At 54.4% G+C, this 20,604-nt stretch carries 17 protein-coding genes; all 17 read left to right on the forward strand.

The genetic code is table 11. The features are described from left to right. The first annotated feature begins 5 nt into the window (after positions 1 to 5). The 17 genes from rfbG to B0B52_RS06075 all read left to right on the forward strand — a co-directional run bounded on the left by rfbG (position 6) and on the right by B0B52_RS06075 (position 19,713). On the forward strand, positions 6 to 1,079 hold the full coding sequence (gene rfbG / locus B0B52_RS05995; RefSeq protein ID WP_077592840.1) for a CDP-glucose 4,6-dehydratase: 1,074 nt from the start codon (positions 6 to 8) through the stop codon (positions 1,077 to 1,079). Continuing rightward, positions 1,076 to 1,525 carry a dTDP-4-dehydrorhamnose 3,5-epimerase family protein gene (locus B0B52_RS06000; RefSeq protein ID WP_077592708.1) on the forward strand — a complete coding sequence of 150 codons (450 nt, stop codon included), beginning with the start codon at positions 1,076 to 1,078 and terminating at the stop codon, positions 1,523 to 1,525. Before rfbG ends, B0B52_RS06000 begins: the two co-directional genes overlap by 4 nt. Before the next feature lie 42 nt (positions 1,526 to 1,567). Then, on the forward strand, positions 1,568 to 2,329 hold the full coding sequence (rfbF, locus tag B0B52_RS06005) for a glucose-1-phosphate cytidylyltransferase (protein WP_077592709.1): 762 nt from the start codon (positions 1,568 to 1,570) through the stop codon (positions 2,327 to 2,329). A 10-nt stretch (positions 2,330 to 2,339) separates the two neighbouring features. Beyond that, positions 2,340 to 3,275: an NAD(P)-dependent oxidoreductase gene (locus tag B0B52_RS06010; RefSeq protein WP_077592841.1), complete on the forward strand. Its 936-nt coding sequence runs from the start codon at positions 2,340 to 2,342 to the stop codon at positions 3,273 to 3,275. A 15-nt stretch (positions 3,276 to 3,290) separates the two neighbouring features. Next, a complete protein-coding gene (locus B0B52_RS06015) occupies positions 3,291 to 4,184 on the forward strand; it encodes a glycosyltransferase family 2 protein (protein WP_077592710.1) in 894 nt (297 codons plus the stop codon). Further along, complete coding sequence (locus B0B52_RS06020; RefSeq protein WP_077592711.1) at positions 4,181 to 5,362, forward strand: hypothetical protein; 1,182 nt, start codon at positions 4,181 to 4,183, stop codon at positions 5,360 to 5,362. The genes B0B52_RS06015 and B0B52_RS06020 overlap by 4 nt, the downstream gene beginning before the upstream one ends. Before the next feature lie 9 nt (positions 5,363 to 5,371). Further along, the gene (locus B0B52_RS06025; RefSeq protein WP_139351831.1) at positions 5,372 to 6,382 is read left to right on the forward strand and encodes an NAD-dependent epimerase/dehydratase family protein; all 1,011 of its coding nucleotides are present in this window, start codon (positions 5,372 to 5,374) and stop codon (positions 6,380 to 6,382) included. A gap of 132 nt (positions 6,383 to 6,514) precedes the next feature. Further along, complete coding sequence (locus B0B52_RS06030) at positions 6,515 to 7,609, forward strand: glycosyltransferase family 4 protein (RefSeq protein WP_077592713.1); 1,095 nt, start codon at positions 6,515 to 6,517, stop codon at positions 7,607 to 7,609. Positions 7,610 to 7,731: 122 nt separating this feature from the next. Next, complete coding sequence (gene asnB / locus B0B52_RS06035; protein ID WP_256387518.1) at positions 7,732 to 9,558, forward strand: asparagine synthase (glutamine-hydrolyzing); 1,827 nt, start codon at positions 7,732 to 7,734, stop codon at positions 9,556 to 9,558. Positions 9,559 to 9,579: 21 nt separating this feature from the next. Continuing rightward, positions 9,580 to 10,707 carry an N-acetyl sugar amidotransferase gene (locus B0B52_RS06040; protein ID WP_077592715.1) on the forward strand — a complete coding sequence of 376 codons (1,128 nt, stop codon included), beginning with the start codon at positions 9,580 to 9,582 and terminating at the stop codon, positions 10,705 to 10,707. Then, a complete protein-coding gene (hisH, locus tag B0B52_RS06045; protein WP_077592716.1) occupies positions 10,704 to 11,318 on the forward strand; it encodes an imidazole glycerol phosphate synthase subunit HisH in 615 nt (204 codons plus the stop codon). The genes B0B52_RS06040 and hisH overlap by 4 nt, the downstream gene beginning before the upstream one ends. A 3-nt stretch (positions 11,319 to 11,321) precedes the next feature. Next, positions 11,322 to 12,110 (forward strand): AglZ/HisF2 family acetamidino modification protein, encoded by a 789-nt coding sequence (locus B0B52_RS06050; protein WP_077592717.1) that lies wholly within the window; start codon positions 11,322 to 11,324, stop codon positions 12,108 to 12,110. 60 nt (positions 12,111 to 12,170) lie between these two features. Beyond that, the gene (locus B0B52_RS06055; protein ID WP_077592718.1) at positions 12,171 to 14,297 is read left to right on the forward strand and encodes a bi-domain-containing oxidoreductase; all 2,127 of its coding nucleotides are present in this window, start codon (positions 12,171 to 12,173) and stop codon (positions 14,295 to 14,297) included. Between the two features lie 167 nt (positions 14,298 to 14,464). Then, positions 14,465 to 15,958: a heparinase II/III family protein gene (locus B0B52_RS06060; protein ID WP_217349782.1), complete on the forward strand. Its 1,494-nt coding sequence runs from the start codon at positions 14,465 to 14,467 to the stop codon at positions 15,956 to 15,958. A 92-nt stretch (positions 15,959 to 16,050) separates the two neighbouring features. Beyond that, entirely contained in the window at positions 16,051 to 17,202 is a 1,152-nt protein-coding gene (gene wecB / locus B0B52_RS06065; protein ID WP_077592720.1) for a non-hydrolyzing UDP-N-acetylglucosamine 2-epimerase, read from the forward strand. Beyond that, the gene (gene wecC / locus B0B52_RS06070; RefSeq protein WP_077592721.1) at positions 17,202 to 18,422 is read left to right on the forward strand and encodes a UDP-N-acetyl-D-mannosamine dehydrogenase; all 1,221 of its coding nucleotides are present in this window, start codon (positions 17,202 to 17,204) and stop codon (positions 18,420 to 18,422) included. Before wecB ends, wecC begins: the two co-directional genes overlap by 1 nt. 85 nt (positions 18,423 to 18,507) lie before the next feature. Then, positions 18,508 to 19,713 carry a glycosyltransferase family 4 protein gene (locus tag B0B52_RS06075; protein WP_077592722.1) on the forward strand — a complete coding sequence of 402 codons (1,206 nt, stop codon included), beginning with the start codon at positions 18,508 to 18,510 and terminating at the stop codon, positions 19,711 to 19,713. Positions 19,714 to 20,604 lie beyond the last annotated feature (891 nt).

Below are 20,604 nucleotides of genomic sequence, written 5' to 3' on the forward strand. Positions count from 1 at the left end.
GGAATATGACGAAATACCCTTTGGTCGAATCCTTCAAGCACAAGAAGGTTTTCATTACCGGTCACACAGGATTCAAAGGGTCATGGCTTGCCTTCCTGTTGCGTGAAATGGGAGCCGAGGTATGCGGCTATGCCCTACCGCCCAGTGGACCGCTAAACCATTTTGAAATGTTAAAGCTGGGTTCAAAGGTCCGCCACATTGAAGGTGATATCCGGGATGCGGCGCGATTGAGCATCGAGTTGAGCCGGTTTCAGCCGGAGTATGTTTTCCATTTGGCTGCGCAGGCATTGGTCCGGCCGTCCTACCAGGATCCCGCAGATACTTTTTCGACCAATGTTATGGGCTCGGTAAACTTGCTGGATGCAGTCCGGACATGTGACTCCGTGCGTTCACTTGTCTATGTAACATCTGACAAGTGTTATGAAAACTTGGAGTGGGTTTGGGGATACAGGGAGACAGACCAACTGGGTGGGCGAGATCCTTACAGTGCATCCAAGGCTGCAGCGGAGATAGCGTTTTCATCCTACGTGCGGTCTTTTTTTGGGCAACGACCAGCTTTGGGCGCTGCAAGCGCTCGAGCCGGCAATGTCATCGGTGGCGGCGACTGGGCAGTCGACCGGATTATTCCGGACTGCATTCGCGCCATCGAAGCGGGCCAGCCGGTGAATCTACGCAATCCTGGAGCAACTAGGCCATGGCAACATGTGCTTGAGCCCATACTGGGCTACCTCATGCTGGCAGTGCGCCTTTATGAAGAGCCAAAAAAGTGGGAAGGATCTTGGAATTTTGGTCCTTCCACAGAAGAGATACGGACGGTCCAAACAGTCGCCGACACGATTGTTTCGCATATCGGTGTGGGGCGTGTGGAAGTCGTTGAATCCCCAAATCAGGTTCACGAAGCCCGCCTGCTCCAGCTGAACTGTGACAAGGCACACCAGTTGCTTGGCTGGCACCCCCGCTGGCACGTGGATAAGACCCTCGAAGCTACAGCATTGTGGTACAAAGCCGTGATGAATGGTGGGGCGGCGGAAGATGTTACACGCCAGCAACTGCAGGAATTTTTTCCGGAGCTCGCATGATTGACGGAGTAGTACTCACCCCCCTGCGCCAGATATTCGACGAGCGCGGCAAAGTGATGCACATGCTGCGCGAGGACTCGGAAGTATTTTCGCGGTTTGGCGAGATTTATTTTTCGTGCACACATCCTGGCGTCGTAAAAGCCTGGCACCTGCACAAGGAAATGACGCTCAACTACGCAGTCATTTTTGGTGAAATAAAATTTGTTCTCTTTGATGACCGGGAGGGAAGCAGCACACGTGGTGAAATTCAGGAGTTTTTTATTTCTCCTGAAAACTATGTACTTGTCACAGTGCCCCCTCTAATCTGGAACGGCTTCAAAAGTGTCGGCACAAACACGGCCATCGTTGCGAACTGCGCAACCTTGCCGCACAGCCCCAACGAAATTGAGCGAAGGCCCGCATTTGATGCCAGCATCCCTTATGACTGGGACATCAAGCACCGCTGATTCTTCCGTATCGTTTTTTACTTCTTCTAGAAAATCAAATCCATGAAAGTCATTCTCTTGGCCGGCGGGTTCGGCACACGTTTGGCGGAATACACCGATGTCATTCCGAAACCCATGGTACCCGTGGGAGGCAAGCCGATTCTGTGGCACATCATGAAGACCTTTGCACACTTCGGGCATAAGGATTTTTACGTGGCCCTAGGATACAAGGCAGAGGTCATCAAGGAGTACTTCCTCAACTACCGCGCCCTCAATTCCGACTTCACGGTAGACCTTTCGTCGGGAAACGTCATTCCCCATCAGGTTGACCCTGTTGACTGGAAGGTGACCCTCGTCCATACGGGTGACGCATCCATGACGGGTGGGCGTGTCAAGCGCATGCGCCACTTCATCGGTGAGGAGACCTGCATGCTTACCTATGGAGACGGCGTTGCAGACATAGACCTTGACGCGCTGCTGGCGTTTCACCGAAGCCATGGCCGCATGGTGACCGTGTCTGCCGTGCGCCCCGCCGCACGCTTCGGCGAACTCGAAATTGACGGCTCCCGGGTCTCCAATTTTCAGGAAAAACCTCAATTGCACGAGGGCTGGATCAATGGAGGGTTCTTCGTGATCGAGCCGACTTTCTTTGACCTGATCGACGGTGACGCAACCATGCTGGAGCGCGAGCCCCTGGAACAAGCCGTCAAGGCCGGTGAATTGATGGCCTATCACCACGACGGGTTCTGGCATTGCATGGATACCAAGCGCGATCATGAATTGCTGGAGTCCCTATGGGCGAAAGGTGCCCCTTGGGTGCGTTAATCTTGCCGCGATGCGCGTACTCATAACCGGTGGATTCGGCTTTGTCGGAGGCCGGATGGCCCAGCGGATGCGATCTGCCGGGCATGAGGTGTTGTTGGGTTCGCGCCGCGCCGCTTCAGCACCGGCTTGGCTGCCTGATTCGCGTGTGGTGAGGACTGTCTGGGACGACGCTGCGGCTCTGGAGCGCATTTGCGGTGATGTAGATTTGCTTGTCCATGCTGCCGGCATGAATGCGCAGGATTGTTCGGCCAACCCGGTGGCTGCGCTGGAGTTCAACGGAGTAGCGACCGCGCGTCTGGTGGCGGCGACAAAAAAGTCCAAAGTCAGGCGAATCGTCTATTTGTCCACTGCGCACGTGTACGCCAGTCCCCTTGAAGGACGGATTGATGAAGGCACTTGCCCTCGCAATCTGCATCCTTATGCGACCAGTCATGTCGCAGGAGAAAATGCTGTCTTGGACAAGCGATCTGGTGCTCAATGCGAAAGGATTGTGCTTCGCCTGTCCAATATATACGGCTCACCTGTGGACCGCGACGTAAATTGCTGGATGTTGCTGGTCAATGACTTGTGCCGGCAGGTTGTGACGACAGGAAAAATGGTGCTTCGGTCCAGCGGGCTTCAGCAGAGAGACTTCATTCCCATGGATTCTTTTCTGCAGCTTTTTGAAAACGAGTTTGCAAGCATCTGTGAGAGTAATTTGAGCGGCATATTCAACGTAGGCAGCGAGACGTCGCTTTCTGTTCTTGACATGGTGCAGATAATCGAAAAGCGTTGCCAGGTCATTTTCGGCTTCCGGCCGTCGCTTGAACTACCGCCTAACGCCCCGCAGTCTGAACAAAGCACCTTCCTTGAATTTCGCACAAAGCGGCTTGCTAAGCGAGAGCCAGCGGTCCTCGAGGTCGAAATCGATAGGTTGCTGAGATTTTGCAAAACGGCATTTTCCTAGACCGGTGGCAACGCAATGAGTTTTGAGCAGCCGCTTGTTTCTATCGTCATACCGACTTATAACCACGCTCATCTTTTGCGCCGTGCACTGACCTCGGTGATCCGGCAAACCTATGGGAATTGGGAGGCGACGGTGGTCGACAACTATTCCCACGATAGTACTGAAGAGGTCATATCGGAATTCCGGGACGGCCGCATCAAGCTGGTCAAATTCCGTAATCACGGCGTCATTGCCGCTTCGCGGAATGTTGGACTGAGGCAGTCGAATGGGGAATGGATAGCATTCCTGGACTCCGATGACTGGTGGACCCATGACAAACTGCAGAGCTGCCTGGATGCCGCCTCTGCAGACACCAATCTGGTGTATCACGACATGGAAATTGTCGGTGCCAAATCGCTTGGGATATTCAAACGGAAAATAAAGTCCCGGCAACTTGGGAGTCGCGCCACGATTGACCTGCTGGTCAATGGCAATCCGATCGCTACTTCGTCGGTTCTTGTAAGAAAGAGGCTGCTTGAGAGCGTCGGTGGAATGAACGAGAGTCCTGCAATGACCGCCGCCGAGGATTACCACACATGGCTACTCATGTCCCGGCAACCAGGTCAATTCAAATATCTGGCGAAAGGGCTGGGCTACTATCTTGTGCATGCGCAGGGCGTTTCCCAGAAAGACATGTCGGGCCCGATGCGCGCGGCAGTGTCAGATTTTCTGCCTCTGCTGGATAAGCGGGAAAGGCGTACGGCTTTTGCGCGAATTCTCTATGCACGTGTGCGGTCCCGTTTTTTGGGGGGACGGCATGCAGCAGTCATGCACCATCTTTGCTATTGCATAAGGTTTGGGGATTCGGAAATCAGATTCAAGGCACTTGCGATGGCTTTGGCACTTACAGTGAAAAAGACAAAAAAATGAGGCAAGCCCTGAAGCACAGCCGGGAAGAGAGTGTCCCTGCCAGTGGATTGATGGAGTGCATCGTTGCACTGTCCGTGCTGCAAATGTTTCTGGCGGCAACCATTCCCGCACTCAAAATATTTCAGGTTCCCGTCGAACTCCTTCTTGCCGGCTTGCTCGCGTACAAGATATGCACGGTAAGACTCCTGACCGAACAGGTTGTGCTGATTGCTGTTTTTGTGTTCGTAACACTATGCTCGTTTTTCACGCAGGATCAGGATACGTTCTTGGTAAATGCAAAGCAGAACGGAATCGGGGTGTTGAGTCTGATCTGTTTTTCCCAGATCAATTTCAAGTCGCGTTTGATATTTCCCGTGTTTGCAGCGACCGGTATAATGATACTTGTCAACAGGGTCTTTCCAGAGTTGATGCTTCCATTTATTTCTCTGACGTTCGATGTTCAATACAACCTCTCGACTTTTGGGGGAATCTTCCTCAACTCCCACTTCAACGCCTTCTTCCTCGCAATCGCGTTGATATATTACGGCCGGCAAAGATTTTTGTATGGCGGCGGCTTACTGCTTGTGTACATCGCCGCCAGCAGGTTTATCTTCGTTTCATATATTGCCAATCTTGTCTGCTCGTGGCTTTTCCCCCGCTATGGCGTACCCGGAAGGAGATTCTCCCTCTATGCCATCCTGACTGGACTGGTTGCGGTATTGGGTGCGGGGCTGGTCTGGTCGGATGAGTTGACTGAGATATTGATCAGCTGGAATGCAAGCATCGGCGAAACTCAGAATTCGCTTGTGGTGATTGTTCTGCAACTGGTAGATCCAGCCTACTATTCGGCCTTGCTCAATCCGATTCCCTCTGGTGTAATCGACGTGTCGGGTGCGGCGAAACTGCTGTACCTCAAACATGACGGGCACAATGAGATTGGCATCTTTTCCCTGGCGACGCAAAGCGGCATTTTTCTAGGCGGCTTGTATCTCGCCCTGCTGTTGAAGAATGCGCCACTGTATGTCGCGTTTATCCTCGTTTCCCTGTTGCACAATAATTTCATCATGTCCCCGCTATGCGTGTACATGCTGGTGACCTATTCCCGTTTTAACGCGCTGCGGCATGGCCCCGGTTCGAAGGCTCAAGTCTTGCATGCGCCGGTAAATCATGCACAAACCCAGGCGACCGATGTTCGTTAAAGGAAGTTCTTGCCACTCTCGAAAGTGCATGAGCGGATTGCAATTGGTCTCGCGCTCAACCGCACCTGTGAAAATGGCATGATGAATCCCGGAAAACGGATTGCGGTAATAGGCGCGGGCTTTCTCGGAAAGGCCCTGATCAGGAGTCTGCTTGCACGCGGCTGCGATGTGAGTGTGCTTGATCGTCACCCGCCGGACGGCAATGAGTACGGCAAAGCCAGTTGGGTGACCGGGGACTTCCGGGACCAGGCGCTGCTTCGTGCCACGTTGAATGGGGTTTTCATTGCTTACCATCTTGTTGCCAGCACAGTGCCGGGTGATCAGCAGGTGGACTCGGCACGTGAGTTGAATGAGGATGTAGTTGGCACCGTTCAATTTATCGACGCCTGCGTCGCTTCCGGTGTTCGCCGGATTGTTTTTTCCTCGTCTTCGTCGGTATATGGCGTTCAGGAGACACTTCCCATCAGGGAGTCCGCACCTACCGATCCAATCAGCTCACACGGTGTTCACAAACTCACCATCGAGAAATTCCTGCTGCTTGCCAAGCACCTGCATGAGATAGATGTCCGCATTTTGCGGATTTCCAATCCGTATGGACCTGGGCAGAATCTGGCAGGGCGCCAAGGGTTCATTGCCATCGCGATCGGAAAAATCATCTCCGGCGAAGAATTGATTTTGCGCGATGAAGGGCGAGCGATCCGGGACTTTATTTTCATCGATGACTTGGCCCGGGCAATGGTGCTTGCGGGTTTGAAGGACGACGTTCCGTCTGTGCTGAATATAGGGGCTGGGGCAGGGCACTCTCTGGCGGAGGTGATTCAGCTGATGGGTGAGATACTTGGCTATTCGATCAAAACCGTCAACACCGAATCGCGCAGGGTTGATATTCCTGCCAGCGTACTTGATGTAAAGCTCGCCCGGAAAGCGCTGGACCTGAGTCCTGTTGTGGAATTAAAGGCTGGCATTTTGCAAACCCTGCGGTTTCACGGGGTCAGGAGTCATGCGGGGAAAATTCTTTGATGTGGTGTGAAAAACTCCTGCAAGCGGCTTTTGACGAGCTGTCGCGGTCTGGAGGGTTTGGGGTCGCTGTAATGATGAAAAGCTTTGCACTCTGCCGGAATTGCAAGCGTGATGCCGTGCTGAAGGTCGGCCATGAAGACTGATCTGCCAACGGTCGTGATTCTCGGCGGTGCGAGAGATTTTCACGCCATGGATTGGTATCGGGCGGTGCGTAGGGTGTGCCCGGACAGAAAAGTGATCTTTGTGACGGATCTTTTTGGCGGTGAAGGTTATGTCGATCTTTCCAGACCGGGAGATGAAATCCACTCGCTGATTGTGATTGACAAACTACTGTTTGCCGGACAGTCGCGCTACTCAAACCTCTGGCGCAATTGTGTCAAACTGCTTCTGCTTCCTGTTCAGGCAGTGAAGCTGCGTCGCATTCTTGATAAATTTCCGAATCGGGTCGTGCATGCACATCCGATGTACTACATGGCGCTCTGCCTCATGGCTGGCATCAAGTATGTCGGAACTCCCCAAGGAGATGAAATCCTCATCCGGCCCGGGCGGTCAAGACTGTATAAGTACTTTTGCCGCAGGGTGTTGCAGGAGGCCAGTGCGGTTATCGTGGATTCGCTGCAGATGAAGAACGGAATAGAAGCGATTGCGGGGGTCAATGCACATGTTTTTCAGAACGGCATCAATGTGGATGACATCTTCCAGTACCGCATGCCCAATAAACGTGAGCGTGTCGTGTCCATCAGGGGCATGGAAGATCTCTACCGCATTTCCGAAATCGTGGAAATACGAAACGCCACGGCGGCGTCCACGCCACTGACTTTTATTTATCCATTCGCGGACGCCACTTACCTTTCTGAACTGCGCCCCCATTTCGGGCCTCAGGACAATGATTTGGGGCGACTGCAGAAGCATGAAATGTACCGTTTGCTGAGCGAGTCATTGTTGGTGATTTCAATTCCACGCAGCGATTCCTCCCCCAGGAGCGTATATGAATCTATTTTTGCCGGCGCCTGCGTGGCGGTGACATACAACACCTGGATCGATGCCTTGCCGCCATGCATGAGGTCGCGGGTGTTTGTCGTGGATTTGGCCGACAGTGGCTGGCTCAGTCACGCAGTCGGTTTCGCCAAGAGAATCGTGGAAATGCCATTCCTGGCATCTGAACAGGCGCTAGAACTTTATGACGAGAACAGATCGATCGGAAAAGTAGTTGAAAAATTTTATTAACCCGGGTTTGGCGCGCAGCAACGAAGTTCTTACTGCGGTCACCTGTTTCAAACGGAGGAGCTGAGGTGTGCGGCGTTTTCTTTGCGTCTTCGCCGCCGGGCTCGTTTGTCCCCGTTGCAGACGTGCTTGATGTAGTGCGACACAGGGGCCCGGACGATACCGGTGTGTTTGTTTCCAATGACCATTCCTGCCATTTGGGGCATGTCAGGTTGTCGATACTGGATCTCTCACAATCCGGGCATCAGCCCATGGTCGACGCCTCCGAAAGATTTGTAATTTCCTACAACGGAGAGATCTACAACTATTCCGAGCTAAAAACCTATTTGGAGGGCCAATACTCCGGGATCAATTGGAAGTCATCGTCCGACACCGAGGTCATCGTTGAGGGATTTGCGCTGGAAGGCGTGAGTTTTTTGTCCCGGCTTAACGGCATCTTCGCACTTGGCATATTTGACCGTCTTGAAAACTGCCTGCACGTGCTGCGAGATCCGCTGGGGATCAAACCCTTGTTTTTTTCCGAACAGAATGGGAGCGTCATCTTCTGCTCTGAATTGAAAGGTTTGCTTGCAGTTCCCGGCGTTCAAAGGACTCTGAGGTTGCAATCTCTTGCGGATCAGGTTGCCTATATGTACGTGCCTGAGCCACATACTCCGTATGTTGAATTTGAGAAATTTGAACCTGGATTGTGCAAAAGTTATATTGCTGGCAAGCAGGTCGCCTCGGCAAAGTTGTTCGAACAGCTTCAGTCTCCCATGGACTTCGCGTCAGACGAGGATATTGTTGCCCGCTTTTCACAGGTTTTTTCAGACGCGGTTGCCCGTCAGCTGGTTGCAGATGTGCCCATGTCGCTCATGCTGAGCGGGGGCCTGGATTCCTCTGCCGTCGCCGTGGAGGCTGTCAGGCGGGGCGGCAATATCAGGGATGCCTACACGATCTCATTCTCTGCGAAGGACCGCTTCAATGATCTCCAGAGCGACGACTTGTCTTTTGCCAGATTGATCGCGTCCCGTTTGGGCTTGGAACTCCATGTCATTGAAGCGCATCGGGACTTTATTTCAATGCTTCCTGAGCTTGCGGGTTTTATGGAGGACGGCATATCCGATCCGGCTGCCATCAACACTTACCTCATCTGTAAGGCGGCAAGAAAGAGTGGCGTCAAGGTCATGCTCAACGGACAGGGTGCGGACGAGTTTCTGGGCGGCTACCGCCGCTACTCGGCGGAACGCATGTTGAGGGCCCTGCCCGGCCCGGCCCGCAGCCTTTCCAGGCTTGCAGGAAGCGCGTTGCCGAATCACGTACCCGGTCGCATGAATGCAATCAACCGGCGTCTAAAAAAACTGTTGACACTCGGGGGCCAAGAGCGGGATGAGCGGATGTTGGGAATGTATACCTGGGGGGCAAAGGATCGCATCTCCAGGCTTTTCGTGGATTCAGCTAGTGTTTCGGTTGGGGGCGATTTGCTCTCGCGCCTTCATGCCATGGGTGACCACGATGTGATTGCAAACATGATGAACCTCGACCAGCATTACGATCTCATGTCGCTGAACCTGGCGTATACAGACAGGATGAGCATGGCTTCGGGCGTAGAGGCGAGGGTTCCGTTCCTGGACTTTGAGTTGGTGCGCCTTATGAATTCGATTCCAGCCTCCGTGAAAATGAAGAAAGGCATGCCGAAGTATGTCTTGAAGAAGGCAATGGAGTCGCTTTTGCCGCATGAAGTGATCTACAGAGAAAAAGCAGGATTCGGGCTTCCCTTGAGGTCATGGATGAGAGGTAGCAATGAGATGATGCGATATTATTTTGATGAAGCCCGCATAAGCCGCCAGGGAATCTTCAATGCGTCCGAACTCACGCAATTGCAGAATGAAAATCTGATGGGGGTAGACCACTCGAGTGTGCTGTTTTCATTGTTGTGCATCCAAGTATGGCTGGAATCAGTCCATCAATAACCTCTACCACAAGAAAAAACAATGTACAAGATTTGCAGCAACTGCGTGATGGACACGACTGATTCCATGATTGTGTTTGACGAGGCGGGCGTGTGCGACCACTGCAGGACGTTCTACAACCAGACCCTGCCAAATTGGCCTCAGGGAGAAAAAGGTGCGCAGGCGCTTGACGCGCTTGTAGCCAGAATCCGAAAAGAGGGGGAAGGCAAGGACTTTGACTGCATCATAGGAATGAGCGGCGGTGTTGACAGCTCTTATCTGACCTATGTGGCAAAGGAAAAACTCGGACTTCGTCCCCTCGTGTTTCATGTGGACGCTGGCTGGAATTCGCAGGAGGCGGTCAACAATATCGAGAAATTGGTTGATGGACTGGGACTCGATCTGTACACCGAGGTCATTAATTGGGAGGAGATGCGGGACCTCCAACTGGCTTATTTCAAAGCCGGCGTTCCCCACATTGATACGCCCCAGGACCATGCCTTTTTCGCGACTATGTACAAGTTTGCAGAGCAGCACAAGGTCCGATACATTCTGACGGGTGCGAATCTGTCAACTGAATGCATCCGTAACCCCGTGGAATGGATGTACTACCAGTCGGATGCCCGGCAACTGCGGGACATTCACAACAAATTCGGAACGAGGCCCCTTGATACCTATCCCGTGACCTCGATTCTCAAGCATAAGATTTTCCTGCCGTACATCAAGAAGATCAGGGTGGAGAGGCCGCTCAACTACATCAGCTATGTCAAGCAGGACGCGATCGCGCTGCTTCAGCAGCGGTTTGGGTGGCAGCCGTATCCTCAAAAACATTTTGAATCCCGCTTCACCAAGTTCTATGAAGGCTACTGGCTACCGAAGAAGTTTGGCTATGACACAAGACGTGTTCAGTTTTCTAGTTTGATCGTGACGGGGCAAATGACGCGCGTTGAAGCCCTGGAACGGCTGGAGCGAAAGCCATATGACGAAACTACCATCGACAACGACTTTGAATATGTAGCCACCAAGCTGCGAATCCCGGTGGAGGAGTTGAAGGGCTATCTGGACGCACCGAATAGATCATATCGGGACTACAAATCCCAAGAGTCTCTTTACCTGCTTGGTGCGAAAGTACTGAAGGCGCTCGGCCTGGAAATTGGCGGAAAGAGATGATCGCGCTGGTTGATTACGGCTTGGGCAATATCCACGCCTTCATGAACATATACAGAAGCCTCAACATTCCTGCAGTGGTAGCGGACAGTGCGGAGAAGCTTGAGAGCGCCGACCATCTCATCCTGCCGGGTGTGGGGGCGTTCGACTGGGCGATGGCCAAGCTGAATAGCTCGGGCATGCGTTCCTTGCTCGACGAGATGGTGTTGGTGAGAAAGGTGCCGATCCTCGGTGTTTGCGTCGGCATGCAGATGATGGCCCAGAGAAGCGATGAAGGCGTGATGCCGGGATTGGGCTGGATCAAAGGGGAGGTGAAGCGATTCGATGAAGCGAGCTTCACCCAGCAAACACATTTGCCACACATGGGGTGGAATAATGTCAACCCACAGCGGACTGGCGGACTCTTCGCCGACATGCTGTCCAGCCCGATGTTCTATTTTCTCCACTCCTACTATTTTTCTCCCGCTGATCCGGCGGAGTCACTTGCCCTGACTGACTACAACGGGATGTTTTCGTCGGCGGTGGCGAGCGGCAACGTGTTTGGCATGCAGTTTCATCCGGAGAAGAGCCACCGCGCGGGCACGCAGCTTCTGAAAAACTTCGCGGCTCTATAAATCATGCTGAGGCCCCGCATCATCCCCTGTCTTCTGATCAAGGACGGCGGCCTTGTCAAGACGACAAACTTCGCCAACGCCAAATATGTCGGCGACCCAATCAACGCCGTCCGGATTTTCAATGAAAAGGAAGTCGATGAGCTTGTGGTCGTCGATATCGACGCCACGGCGCATAACCGCGAGCCTGATTACAGGCTGATCAAGAACCTTGCAGCTGAATGTCGTATGCCGTTGTGTTATGGCGGCGGCGTGAAGACAATCGAGCAGATTCAAAAAATCATCGGCTTGGGCGTGGAAAAAGTTGCGCTCGGTTCTGCGGCGGTAAGCAATCCGCAGCTGATTTCCGACGCTGCTGAGCGCATCGGGAGCCAGAGCATCGTGGTGGTGATTGACGTCAGGAAAAAGGGGTTGCTGGGCAACAAATACAGGCTGTTCACCCACAACGGTACCAAGGCTTGCGACCTGGATCCGGTGGTGTTTGTGAAAAAGGTCGAGGCGCTCGGGGCGGGTGAAGTTCTGGTCAATTCAATCGACCGCGACGGCATGCAGGACGGCTACGACCTGAGGCTGGTGACCGCGGTTCGTGACTGCACCAGCCTTCCCTTGACTGTGCTGGGGGGCGCGGGTTCCCTGGCGCACATCTCCGAGTTGATCGGAAAATTCGGCACCATTGGCGCGGCTGCCGGGAGCCTGTTCGTTTTCAAGGGCAAATACCGCGCAGTGCTGATCAGCTATCCCGGCGCGGCGGAAAAGGAACAGCTGGTGGCAAAGGCCTTTGCAAATGGTGAGTAGAAATTTTCGAACAATAGCTTGCCCCCATTGCGTTTTGTCACGACATCAAGAGGATTCGAAGTGAAACAGATTTTGCAGGACCTCAGGACCGGAGAAACGAACATCGTGGATGTGCCGGCCCCCCGTGCAGGCAGAACCTCATTGTTGATCGAGACTTCACGAACCCTTGTCTCTGCGGGTACCGAGCGTATGTTGGTGGACTTCGGGAAGGCGGGTTTTTTCGAGAAGGCGCTCAAGCAGCCCGACAAGGTGCGTCAGGTCGCTGAAAAGGTGAAGACCGACGGACTGTTACCTACTGTCAAGGCAGTATTGAACAAACTTGACCAGCAGTTGCCCATGGGCTACTGCAATGTAGGGCTGGTGTCGGAAGTGGGCTCCAGCGTGCCCGGCATCAGAATCGGTGATCGAGTCGTTTCCAACGGCCGGCATGCCGAGGTTGTCAGCATGCCCATGAACCTGTGTTCTAAAGTGCCTGAAACCGTCACGGACGACGAGGCGGCTTTCACGGTTGTCGGCGCGATTGCATTGCAGGGCATACGGCTGATCCAGCCCACATTGGGCGAAGCAGTCGTGGTGACGGGGCTTGGGCTGATAGGACAGCTGACCGTACAGTTGTTGCGCGCGCATGGCTGCCGGGTTCTGGGCATCGACATGGATCGTCAGAAGCTGGAGATGGCCCGGCGATTTGGTGCCGAGGTCGTTGACCTTTCCTCCGGAGAAGACCCGGTTTCCAGTGCCCATTTGTTTTCCCGCGGGCGCGGCGTGGATGCGGTAATAGTCACGGCATCCACGACCAGTAGCCTGCCAATACACCAGGCAGCTCTCATGTCGCGCAAACGCGGCAGGATCGTACTCGTCGGCGTGACTGGACTGGAGTTGTCGCGCGCCGACTTCTTCGAGAAAGAGTTGACCTTTCAGGTTTCCTGCTCCTACGGACCAGGGCGCTACGATCCTGAATACGAGGACAAGGGGCACGACTACCCGGTCGGTTTCGTACGGTGGACAGAACAACGCAATTTTGAGGCGGTCCTGGACATGATGGCCGACAAGCGCCTGGACGTGCTGCCGCTGATCTCGCATCGCTTTGGCATCGACGATGCAAAAGCCGCCTATGACGTGGTGGGGGGATCGGCCCCCTCGCTTGGCATATTGCTTGATTACCCCGGGGGAAGTCAGCGTCAGCTCCAAAACCGGACTGTGCGGCTCCCAGCCGCTTCACAGCGTACACCGTCAGGACCAGCCACCAGTTTCATTGGCTCAGGAAACTATGCAACTGCAGTCCTTATCCCCGCTTTTAAGGCGGCCGGGGCCCATTTGCGCTGCGTGGCGTCGAGTGCTGGTGTCAGCGGAGTTCATGCCGCTCGCAAGTATGGATTCGAGGAGACCACGACCGATACGGGGAAATTGTTTGCCGACAGCGGCACGGAGTCTGTCGTCATAACGACACGGCACGACAGCCACGCCTCGCTGGTCTTGCAAGCACTGCGCGCAGGCAAAAATGTCTTTGTGGAAAAGCCGCTCTGCCTGACGCTGGAGGAGCTTGCGGAGATCGAGACTACATACGTCGGTCTGTCCGAGTTGCCGTCCCGCTTGCCAGTACTCATGGTGGGTTTCAACCGCCGGTTTGCCCCGCATGTGCAGAAGATGCACAGCCTTCTGGCTGCAGTGAAAGGCCCCAAGACATTCATTTGTACCGTGAATGCCGGAGCCATTCCTGGTGGTCACTGGACTCAGGACCTTGAGGTCGGTGGAGGCCGGATCATCGGGGAAGCCTGCCATTTCATTGATCTCGTGCGCTTTCTCGCTGGCGTGCCGATAGAGAGTCATGCCATAGCCAAAATGGCTTCCGAATCTGGCGATACAGTGACCATTACCCTTCGATTCACGGACGGTTCGCTGGGAACAATCCACTACTTCTCGAACGGCCACAAGTCCTTTCCCAAGGAGCGTCTCGAAGTGTTCGCGGCAGGCAAGATCCTCCAGTTGAACAACTTCAGGAAGCTCGTGGGCTTTGGATGGCCTGGTTTCAGCAAACTCAACCTTTGGGTCCAGGACAAGGGGCAGAAAAATTGTGTTTGCGCATTTATGGATTCAGTGTCCGGGGCAGGGGCGTGGCCCATCCCCTTGAGCGAAATCCTCGAGACGAGCAGGGTCAGCATTGAAGTTGCCACGGCATTAGGTGCCTGATGCCGCCAATCTCTCTTTATTGGAATACGCTAAGGTACCTCAAACCCATACAGTTTTACGGGAGAGTCTGGTTCAGGCTGTTCAAGCCGCAACCCGGACTTTTATCACTGCCCTCCACTAGACCGAGAGACGGGCCTTGGGAAAGACCGGCGCGCCGTAGGCAGAGCATGTTGGGCCCGAACACCTTCAGTTTTCTCAACGCCACAGCGACGCTGGACGAACGCGGCTGGAATAGCCCTGGGCATGACAAGCTCTGGCTCTATAACCTGCATTACTTTGACGATCTGAACGCCGAAGACGCGGGCGCACGCGCGCAGTGGCACCAAGCCCTGATAGAGCGCTGGATTGCCGATAACCCGCCAGCACAGGGAAATGGGTGGGAATCTTACCCCGTATCGCTGCGCATCGTGAATTGGATCAAGTGGTCACACGGGAGCAATCCATTGCCCCTCGAGGCTGCCGCTAGCCTGGCAATACAGGCACACTGGCTTTCCAGGCGCATTGAGTGGCACCTGCTTGGAAACCATGTCTTTGCGAATGCCAAGGCGCTGGTGTATGCGGGCCTTTTCTTCGAAGGCGCAAAGGCCCGAAGCTGGCTCGGTAAGGGCCTGTCCATCATTGCAGAGCAGCTTTCGGAGCAGGTGCTTTCAGACGGCGGCAACTTCGAACGCAGCACGATGTACCACGCGATTTTCTTGGAGGATGTTCTTGACCTGATCAACATCTCCAGGGCGTACCCTGGGCACGTACCGACTGCAGTGGTTCAGACCTGGACAGATACTTCCATGCGGATGCTGAAGTGGGCCGAGGGAATGTTGCATCCTGATGGGCAGATCGCCCTATTCAACGACGCCGCTCTCAATGTCGCGCCGGAGCCTGATCAGTTGTTTTCCTATGCGGCGCGCCTGAGCATCGGGTGGCAGGCGCCGCAACCTCGCCAGGGAGTGGACGACCTCCTGATGTCGTGCTGGCCGGAGAGCGGCTATATCCGCATGAGTTCCGCCGCCAGTGTGGTTTTTCTGGATGTCGCACCCGTGGGACCGGACTATCTTCCCGGACACGCGCATGCCGACACTCTTTCATTCGAAATGTCGGTGTTCGGTCAGCGGGTGGTGGTCAATGGCGGCACATCTTGCTATGGGCTGTCGCCAACGCGGTCGCTCGAGCGCAAAACCATCTCTCACAGCACGGTGGAGGTGGCTGGCCAGGACTCCTCAGAGGTCTGGGGTGGGTTTCGGGTGGCGCGTAGGGCGTATCCTTTCGATCTCCGGTGCGCCGAAACCCGGCATGCGTTGACAGTAGGCTGCTCCCATGACGGTTACCGCAGGCTCCCGGGCAAACCGGTGCATCGAAGAGAGTGGAAAATGGATGCCAATGGGCTGTTGGTTCTTGACACGGTCACCGGTGGGCATCCAGCCGTCGCCCGGTACATTATTCATCCGCAAGGCAAGGCGGTTTTCGACGTCCCAAGCCAGTGTGGCAGGGTGAGCTTGCCCGACGGACGTTCTGTTTTTATAAGGGTGACAGTGGGGCGGGGACGCATTGAAGAGTCCAGCTATGCGCCTGAGTTTGGCAAGGTACTCCCGGCACAATGCCTGGTTGTCGAGGTGGAAAAAGGCGCCTCCGCGACCCGGTGGAACTGGGGTGGTACGCCGGATTGAATATGGCAGGGCAAGTTTCGCCGCTTTAATGAGCAGCCCGCGAGGCGCATCCGCAGGACCGAACCCCAAGGCGCTTACAACCTGGATAAAAAGTGACAACACAACACAAGAAAAAAATACTTCTGGTATTTGGTACGCGTCCAGAGGCCATCAAAATGGCGCCGCTTTACCATGCGCTCAAACGCCATCCGCAAGAATTTGAGACCGTGCTGTGTGTCACGGCCCAGCACAGGCAGATGCTGGATCAGGTGTTGAGAGTGTTCGATATCGCGCCCGATATCGACCTTGACCTCATGAAGGCGGGTCAGGATCTGTTCGATGTGACCGCGGCGGTTTTGCTTGGGATGCGCGAGGTGCTCAAGGAACAAAAGCCGGACGCCATGCTGGTCCATGGTGACACAACGACAACGCTGGCTGCCTCACTGGCGGCGTTTTACCTCGGCATACCGGTCGGGCATGTCGAAGCGGGATTGCGCACGCACGACCTTACGGCGCCTTTCCCGGAGGAGTTCAACCGCCAGGTTGCCAGCAAGACAGCGCGGTGGCACTTTGCGCCTACGGGGACAAGCCGGCAGAACCTCCTTGATGAGGGCGTGCCTGAAGCCAGTGTGAGCGTGACGGGCAATACGGTGATAGATGCCCTCAAGTGGGTACTGGCGCGTATGGAAACCGATGCTGTTCGCCGCAGTGGCATCGAGGCATTTTTGCGGCCCCTTATTCCCTTTGACTGGTCGCAGGAACAATTTGTACTGGTGACCGGTCATCGGCGCGAGAACTTTGGCGATGGCTTTTTGCAGATTTGCGAGGCGCTCAAGGAACTGGCCGTTCGCTATCCCGCGGTCCATTTTGTCTACCCCGTGCATCTCAATCCCAACGTCCGGCAACCTATCAATTCGTTATTGCGAGGGCTGCCCAATGTTCACCTGATCCCACCTATGGATTACGAACCCTTCGTTTACCTTTTGAAGCACTGCCATCTTGTGCTCACCGACAGCGGTGGCATTCAGGAGGAGGCGCCAGGATTGGGAAAACCTGTCCTGGTGATGCGCGACGTGACCGAGCGTCCGGAAGCCCTCGCGGCGGGAACGGTCCGGCTTGTTGGCGCCAACCGGGCAAGGATTGTCTCAGCGGTGACGGAACTCCTGGAAAATGAAGCAAACTATGCCGCCATGGCGATGGCTCACAATCCTTTTGGTGACGGTGAGGCATGTGAGCGAATCATTTCTGTACTGAGGACAATCTGATGAGAAGAAAAAGCGTTTGTGTCGTTGGACTTGGGTACATAGGATTGCCAACCAGTGCATTGCTTGCAGCGAGCGGGTTCGACGTGATGGGCGTTGACTTAAATGCACAGACGGTCGATACGATTAATCAGGGCCGCGTACACATTGTGGAACCCGATCTTGATGCTTACGTTCGTTCGGCCGTCTCGGTTGGCAAGCTCAAGGCTTTCACTACGCCGCAGAAGGCGGACATCTACATGATCTGCGTTCCAACCCCTTTTCATGAAGGTGAGGGTATACCGACCCCGAACATCGACTATGTGCTTGCCGCAACACGCAGTGTGGCGCCACTGCTTGAGTCTGGCAATCTTCTGATTCTGGAGTCAACGTCGCCGGTCGGGACAACCGCGCAGATGGGCGAAGTGATCAAGGCTTCTGGCATCGACATCTCTGGCATTTCCATTGCATATTGCCCCGAACGTGTTCTGCCCGGAAAAATAATGAAAGAACTGGTCGAGAACGACCGTGTGGTTGGCGGCCTGACACCTGCTTCCGGGGAGGCTGTCGGCGCCTTCTACAGGAGTTTTGTCCGTGGTGAGGTTTTGATCACCGATGCGGCCACGGCAGAGATGTGCAAGCTGGCGGAAAACAGCTTCCGCGATGTCAATATTGCATTCGCCAATGAACTCTCGCTGATTTGTGCCAAATCCGGCATCGATGTGTGGCGACTGATCGGACTGGCCAACAGGCATCCCCGCGTGAACATCATGCAACCCGGGGCGGGCGTTGGCGGGCATTGTATAGCAGTCGATCCGTGGTTCATTGTGGCGAGCGATCCCGTGAATGCCCGGCTGATCAAGACAGCCCGCGAAGTCAATGACTACAAAACAGACTGGGTCATCGAAAAGATTTGCAGCGCTGCCGCGACCGTGGCGATCCCGGAGGCGCGGCCTGTTCGAATTGCCTGTCTGGGGCTAGCCTTTAAACCCGATATTGATGATCTCAGGGAGTCGCCAGCCTTGCACGTGGCCACAGCGTTGAAGTTGAAGGGCTTTGATGTTGTGGCGGTAGAGCCGAACATAGAAACACACCCACTTTTTGAACTTTGGACGCTGGGCAATGCGCTTGCCTCCGCAGATATCGTTGCCGTGCTGGTCAAACACAAAGAATTCATCTCAGCGGTGGGAGTAGATGCCCTGTTGGGGAAGGTCGTCGTCGATTTCTGCGGTCTGAATCCCTGATGCGGCTACGGCGTATTATTTCGCGCATGAGGTACACCGAAGTGGCGGCAAAGAAGTTTGTTGCTGCCAGGCACAGAGTGAAAACATGAAAAAACGCGGCCTCAGAATTCTTGTTCTGAGTTTTTACTACCCGCCGGATTTGTCCGCAGGTTCCTTTCGGACGAGTTCACTGGTCGCGGCACTGCAAAAAAACCTGCCAGAAGGCTCGCATGTAGATGTTTTCTCAACGCTTCCAAATCGTTACAGCAGTTTTTTAATGAATGCGCCCGAGGAGGAGCATCTGGATAACCTGACGATCAAGCGCGTCAGATTGCCTGCACACCAGAGTGGAATCGTCGACCAGTCAAGGGCTTTCATCACCTACTGGCGTCAAGTCACCCGTTTTGTGGCGGTAAACGAATATGACTTGGTTTTCGGGACTTCGTCGCGTCTCATGACGGCTGTACTCGCCGCACGGGTGGCGGGCATGAAAAAAAATACGGCCCTCTACCTTGATATCCGGGATATTTTTGTGGACACCATTGCCGACGTGTTCCCGCGTGCAAGCTCGTTGGTGGTCACCCCGCTTTTCTCGCAACTCGAAAAATGGACGGTGCGGCGCGCCGATAAGGTCAATCTGATCTCCCGTGGTTTCTCGTCTTATTTTCAAGAAAGGTATCCACTTCAAAGCTTTTCCTATTTCACGAATGGAATTGACGCTGAATTCCTGGACGTCTCCACCTTCTCCCTCGTAGCGCAAAGCAAACCCGTACCGACAGTCCTTTATGCCGGTAATGTCGGAGAAGGGCAGGGTTTGCATCGCATCCTGCCAAGCCTTGCCAAGAGAATGCGTGGGAGAGTACTATTCAAGGTCATTGGCGATGGAGGACGGCTCACAGCGTTGAAGGAGGCGGTCGCTTCTGCCGGCGTCGATAATGTAGTATTTTCTTCACCGGTTGAACGGGACGTCCTGATCGCCGAGTACGCCGATGCCGATGTCCTATTTTTGCACCTGAACGATTTCGAAGCGTTCAAAAAGGTATTGCCTTCCAAGCTGTTTGAATACGCGGCAACCGGCAAACCGATCTGGGCCGGGGTATCAGGCCATGCGGCTGAGTTTATCGGCGATGAGGTCAAAAATGCCCAGGTTTTTCCACCATGTGATGAACTGCTTGCAGTGCAGGCATTCGAGAAGCTCGATCCTGTATGGACAGACCGCAGTGACTTCGTCGGGAAATTTTCGCGCTCCAATATCATGAATGCAATGGCGCAGGACGTGTGTTCAGTGGCCGTGCAAGGAAAACGAGGCTGAAGGAGCCGACGTCATGCCGGTAGTCGGAAAATTTATGGGGGCACAGATGATGTCAGAAAAAAATACACATCCGGTTTTGTTGTGGATGATCGGGCTGGGCCTTTTTGTGCCTTTGTTCTTCCGGCTTGACGGGAGCATTTACGCGGACGTCAAGATCCTGGCCGAATCTCTTGGCGTCATTTCGCAGCTCCCGCTTCCTATTTCAATTGTTGCCTGTTTTGCCGCGCTGCTTTTGCTGGTTCGCGGGGTGCTGACGGCACGCGCTGGTCTTTTGCTGATTGCCGGAACCCTGGCGTGCGGCATTCTGTCAATTTTCATTGGGGGGGATGGTGTGATTGGACCTCAGCGCAAGTTGATGATGCTGGCGCAGGTGTCCATGCCCATGGCAGGTCTTCTGCTTGGCGAACTGGTGCGCGATGGAGATAAGGTTCTTGCAAGGGCGTTCCTGCTGGTACTGTGTGTCATTGTCCCCATGCAATTGCTGTTCACGCTGACGCAGGAAAAAGAGATGCTGACGCATTACTTCCACATCTTCAGCATCTATTCGCATATCCAGTTTGTGACCCTGATTTTTGTTTGCGCGTTTGTCTATGCGGCCACCAGTTTGTGGGATGAGTATAAAGCGCTTATTTGCGTGCTGGCCATGTTGATGTTTTTCTATGTGTCGCGCAGCTATTCCTTTCTCACCATCGCGGCCTACGCGATTGCCGTCCTAGTTTTTGCTGCTGACAAACTGCGGCGTTTTCATGTCAACAGGATGTCGGTCATTGGCGTCGCCATCCTCGTGCTGGCAGTGGTGCTTGTTGGTACCGCGGTCAAACTGAAGAGTCATGGCCAATCGCAGCTCTTTCTCGGCAAGTTCACGGACATCGTCAATGGCAAGATCCCGCC

It is taken from the genome of Polaromonas sp. A23 (genome assembly GCF_002001015.1).
Taxonomy (GTDB): domain Bacteria; phylum Pseudomonadota; class Gammaproteobacteria; order Burkholderiales; family Burkholderiaceae_C; genus Polaromonas.

Coding starts and splice junctions, on each gene's coding strand:
- B0B52_RS06015 (WP_077592710.1), top strand. CDS start 3,291: ATGAGTTTTGAGCAGCCGCTTGTTTCTATCGTCATACCGACTTATAAC.
- B0B52_RS06000 (WP_077592708.1), top strand. CDS start 1,076: ATGATTGACGGAGTAGTACTCACCCCCCTGCGCCAGATATTCGACGAG.
- B0B52_RS06050 (WP_077592717.1), top strand. CDS start 11,322: ATGCTGAGGCCCCGCATCATCCCCTGTCTTCTGATCAAGGACGGCGGC.
- wecC (WP_077592721.1), top strand. CDS start 17,202: ATGAGAAGAAAAAGCGTTTGTGTCGTTGGACTTGGGTACATAGGATTG.
- rfbG (WP_077592840.1), top strand. CDS start 6: ATGACGAAATACCCTTTGGTCGAATCCTTCAAGCACAAGAAGGTTTTC.
- B0B52_RS06040 (WP_077592715.1), top strand. CDS start 9,580: ATGTACAAGATTTGCAGCAACTGCGTGATGGACACGACTGATTCCATG.
- rfbF (WP_077592709.1), top strand. CDS start 1,568: ATGAAAGTCATTCTCTTGGCCGGCGGGTTCGGCACACGTTTGGCGGAA.
- B0B52_RS06010 (WP_077592841.1), top strand. CDS start 2,340: ATGCGCGTACTCATAACCGGTGGATTCGGCTTTGTCGGAGGCCGGATG.
- B0B52_RS06030 (WP_077592713.1), top strand. CDS start 6,515: ATGAAGACTGATCTGCCAACGGTCGTGATTCTCGGCGGTGCGAGAGAT.
- B0B52_RS06075 (WP_077592722.1), top strand. CDS start 18,508: ATGAAAAAACGCGGCCTCAGAATTCTTGTTCTGAGTTTTTACTACCCG.
- B0B52_RS06020 (WP_077592711.1), top strand. CDS start 4,181: ATGAGGCAAGCCCTGAAGCACAGCCGGGAAGAGAGTGTCCCTGCCAGT.
- hisH (WP_077592716.1), top strand. CDS start 10,704: ATGATCGCGCTGGTTGATTACGGCTTGGGCAATATCCACGCCTTCATG.
- B0B52_RS06060 (WP_217349782.1), top strand. CDS start 14,465: ATGTTGGGCCCGAACACCTTCAGTTTTCTCAACGCCACAGCGACGCTG.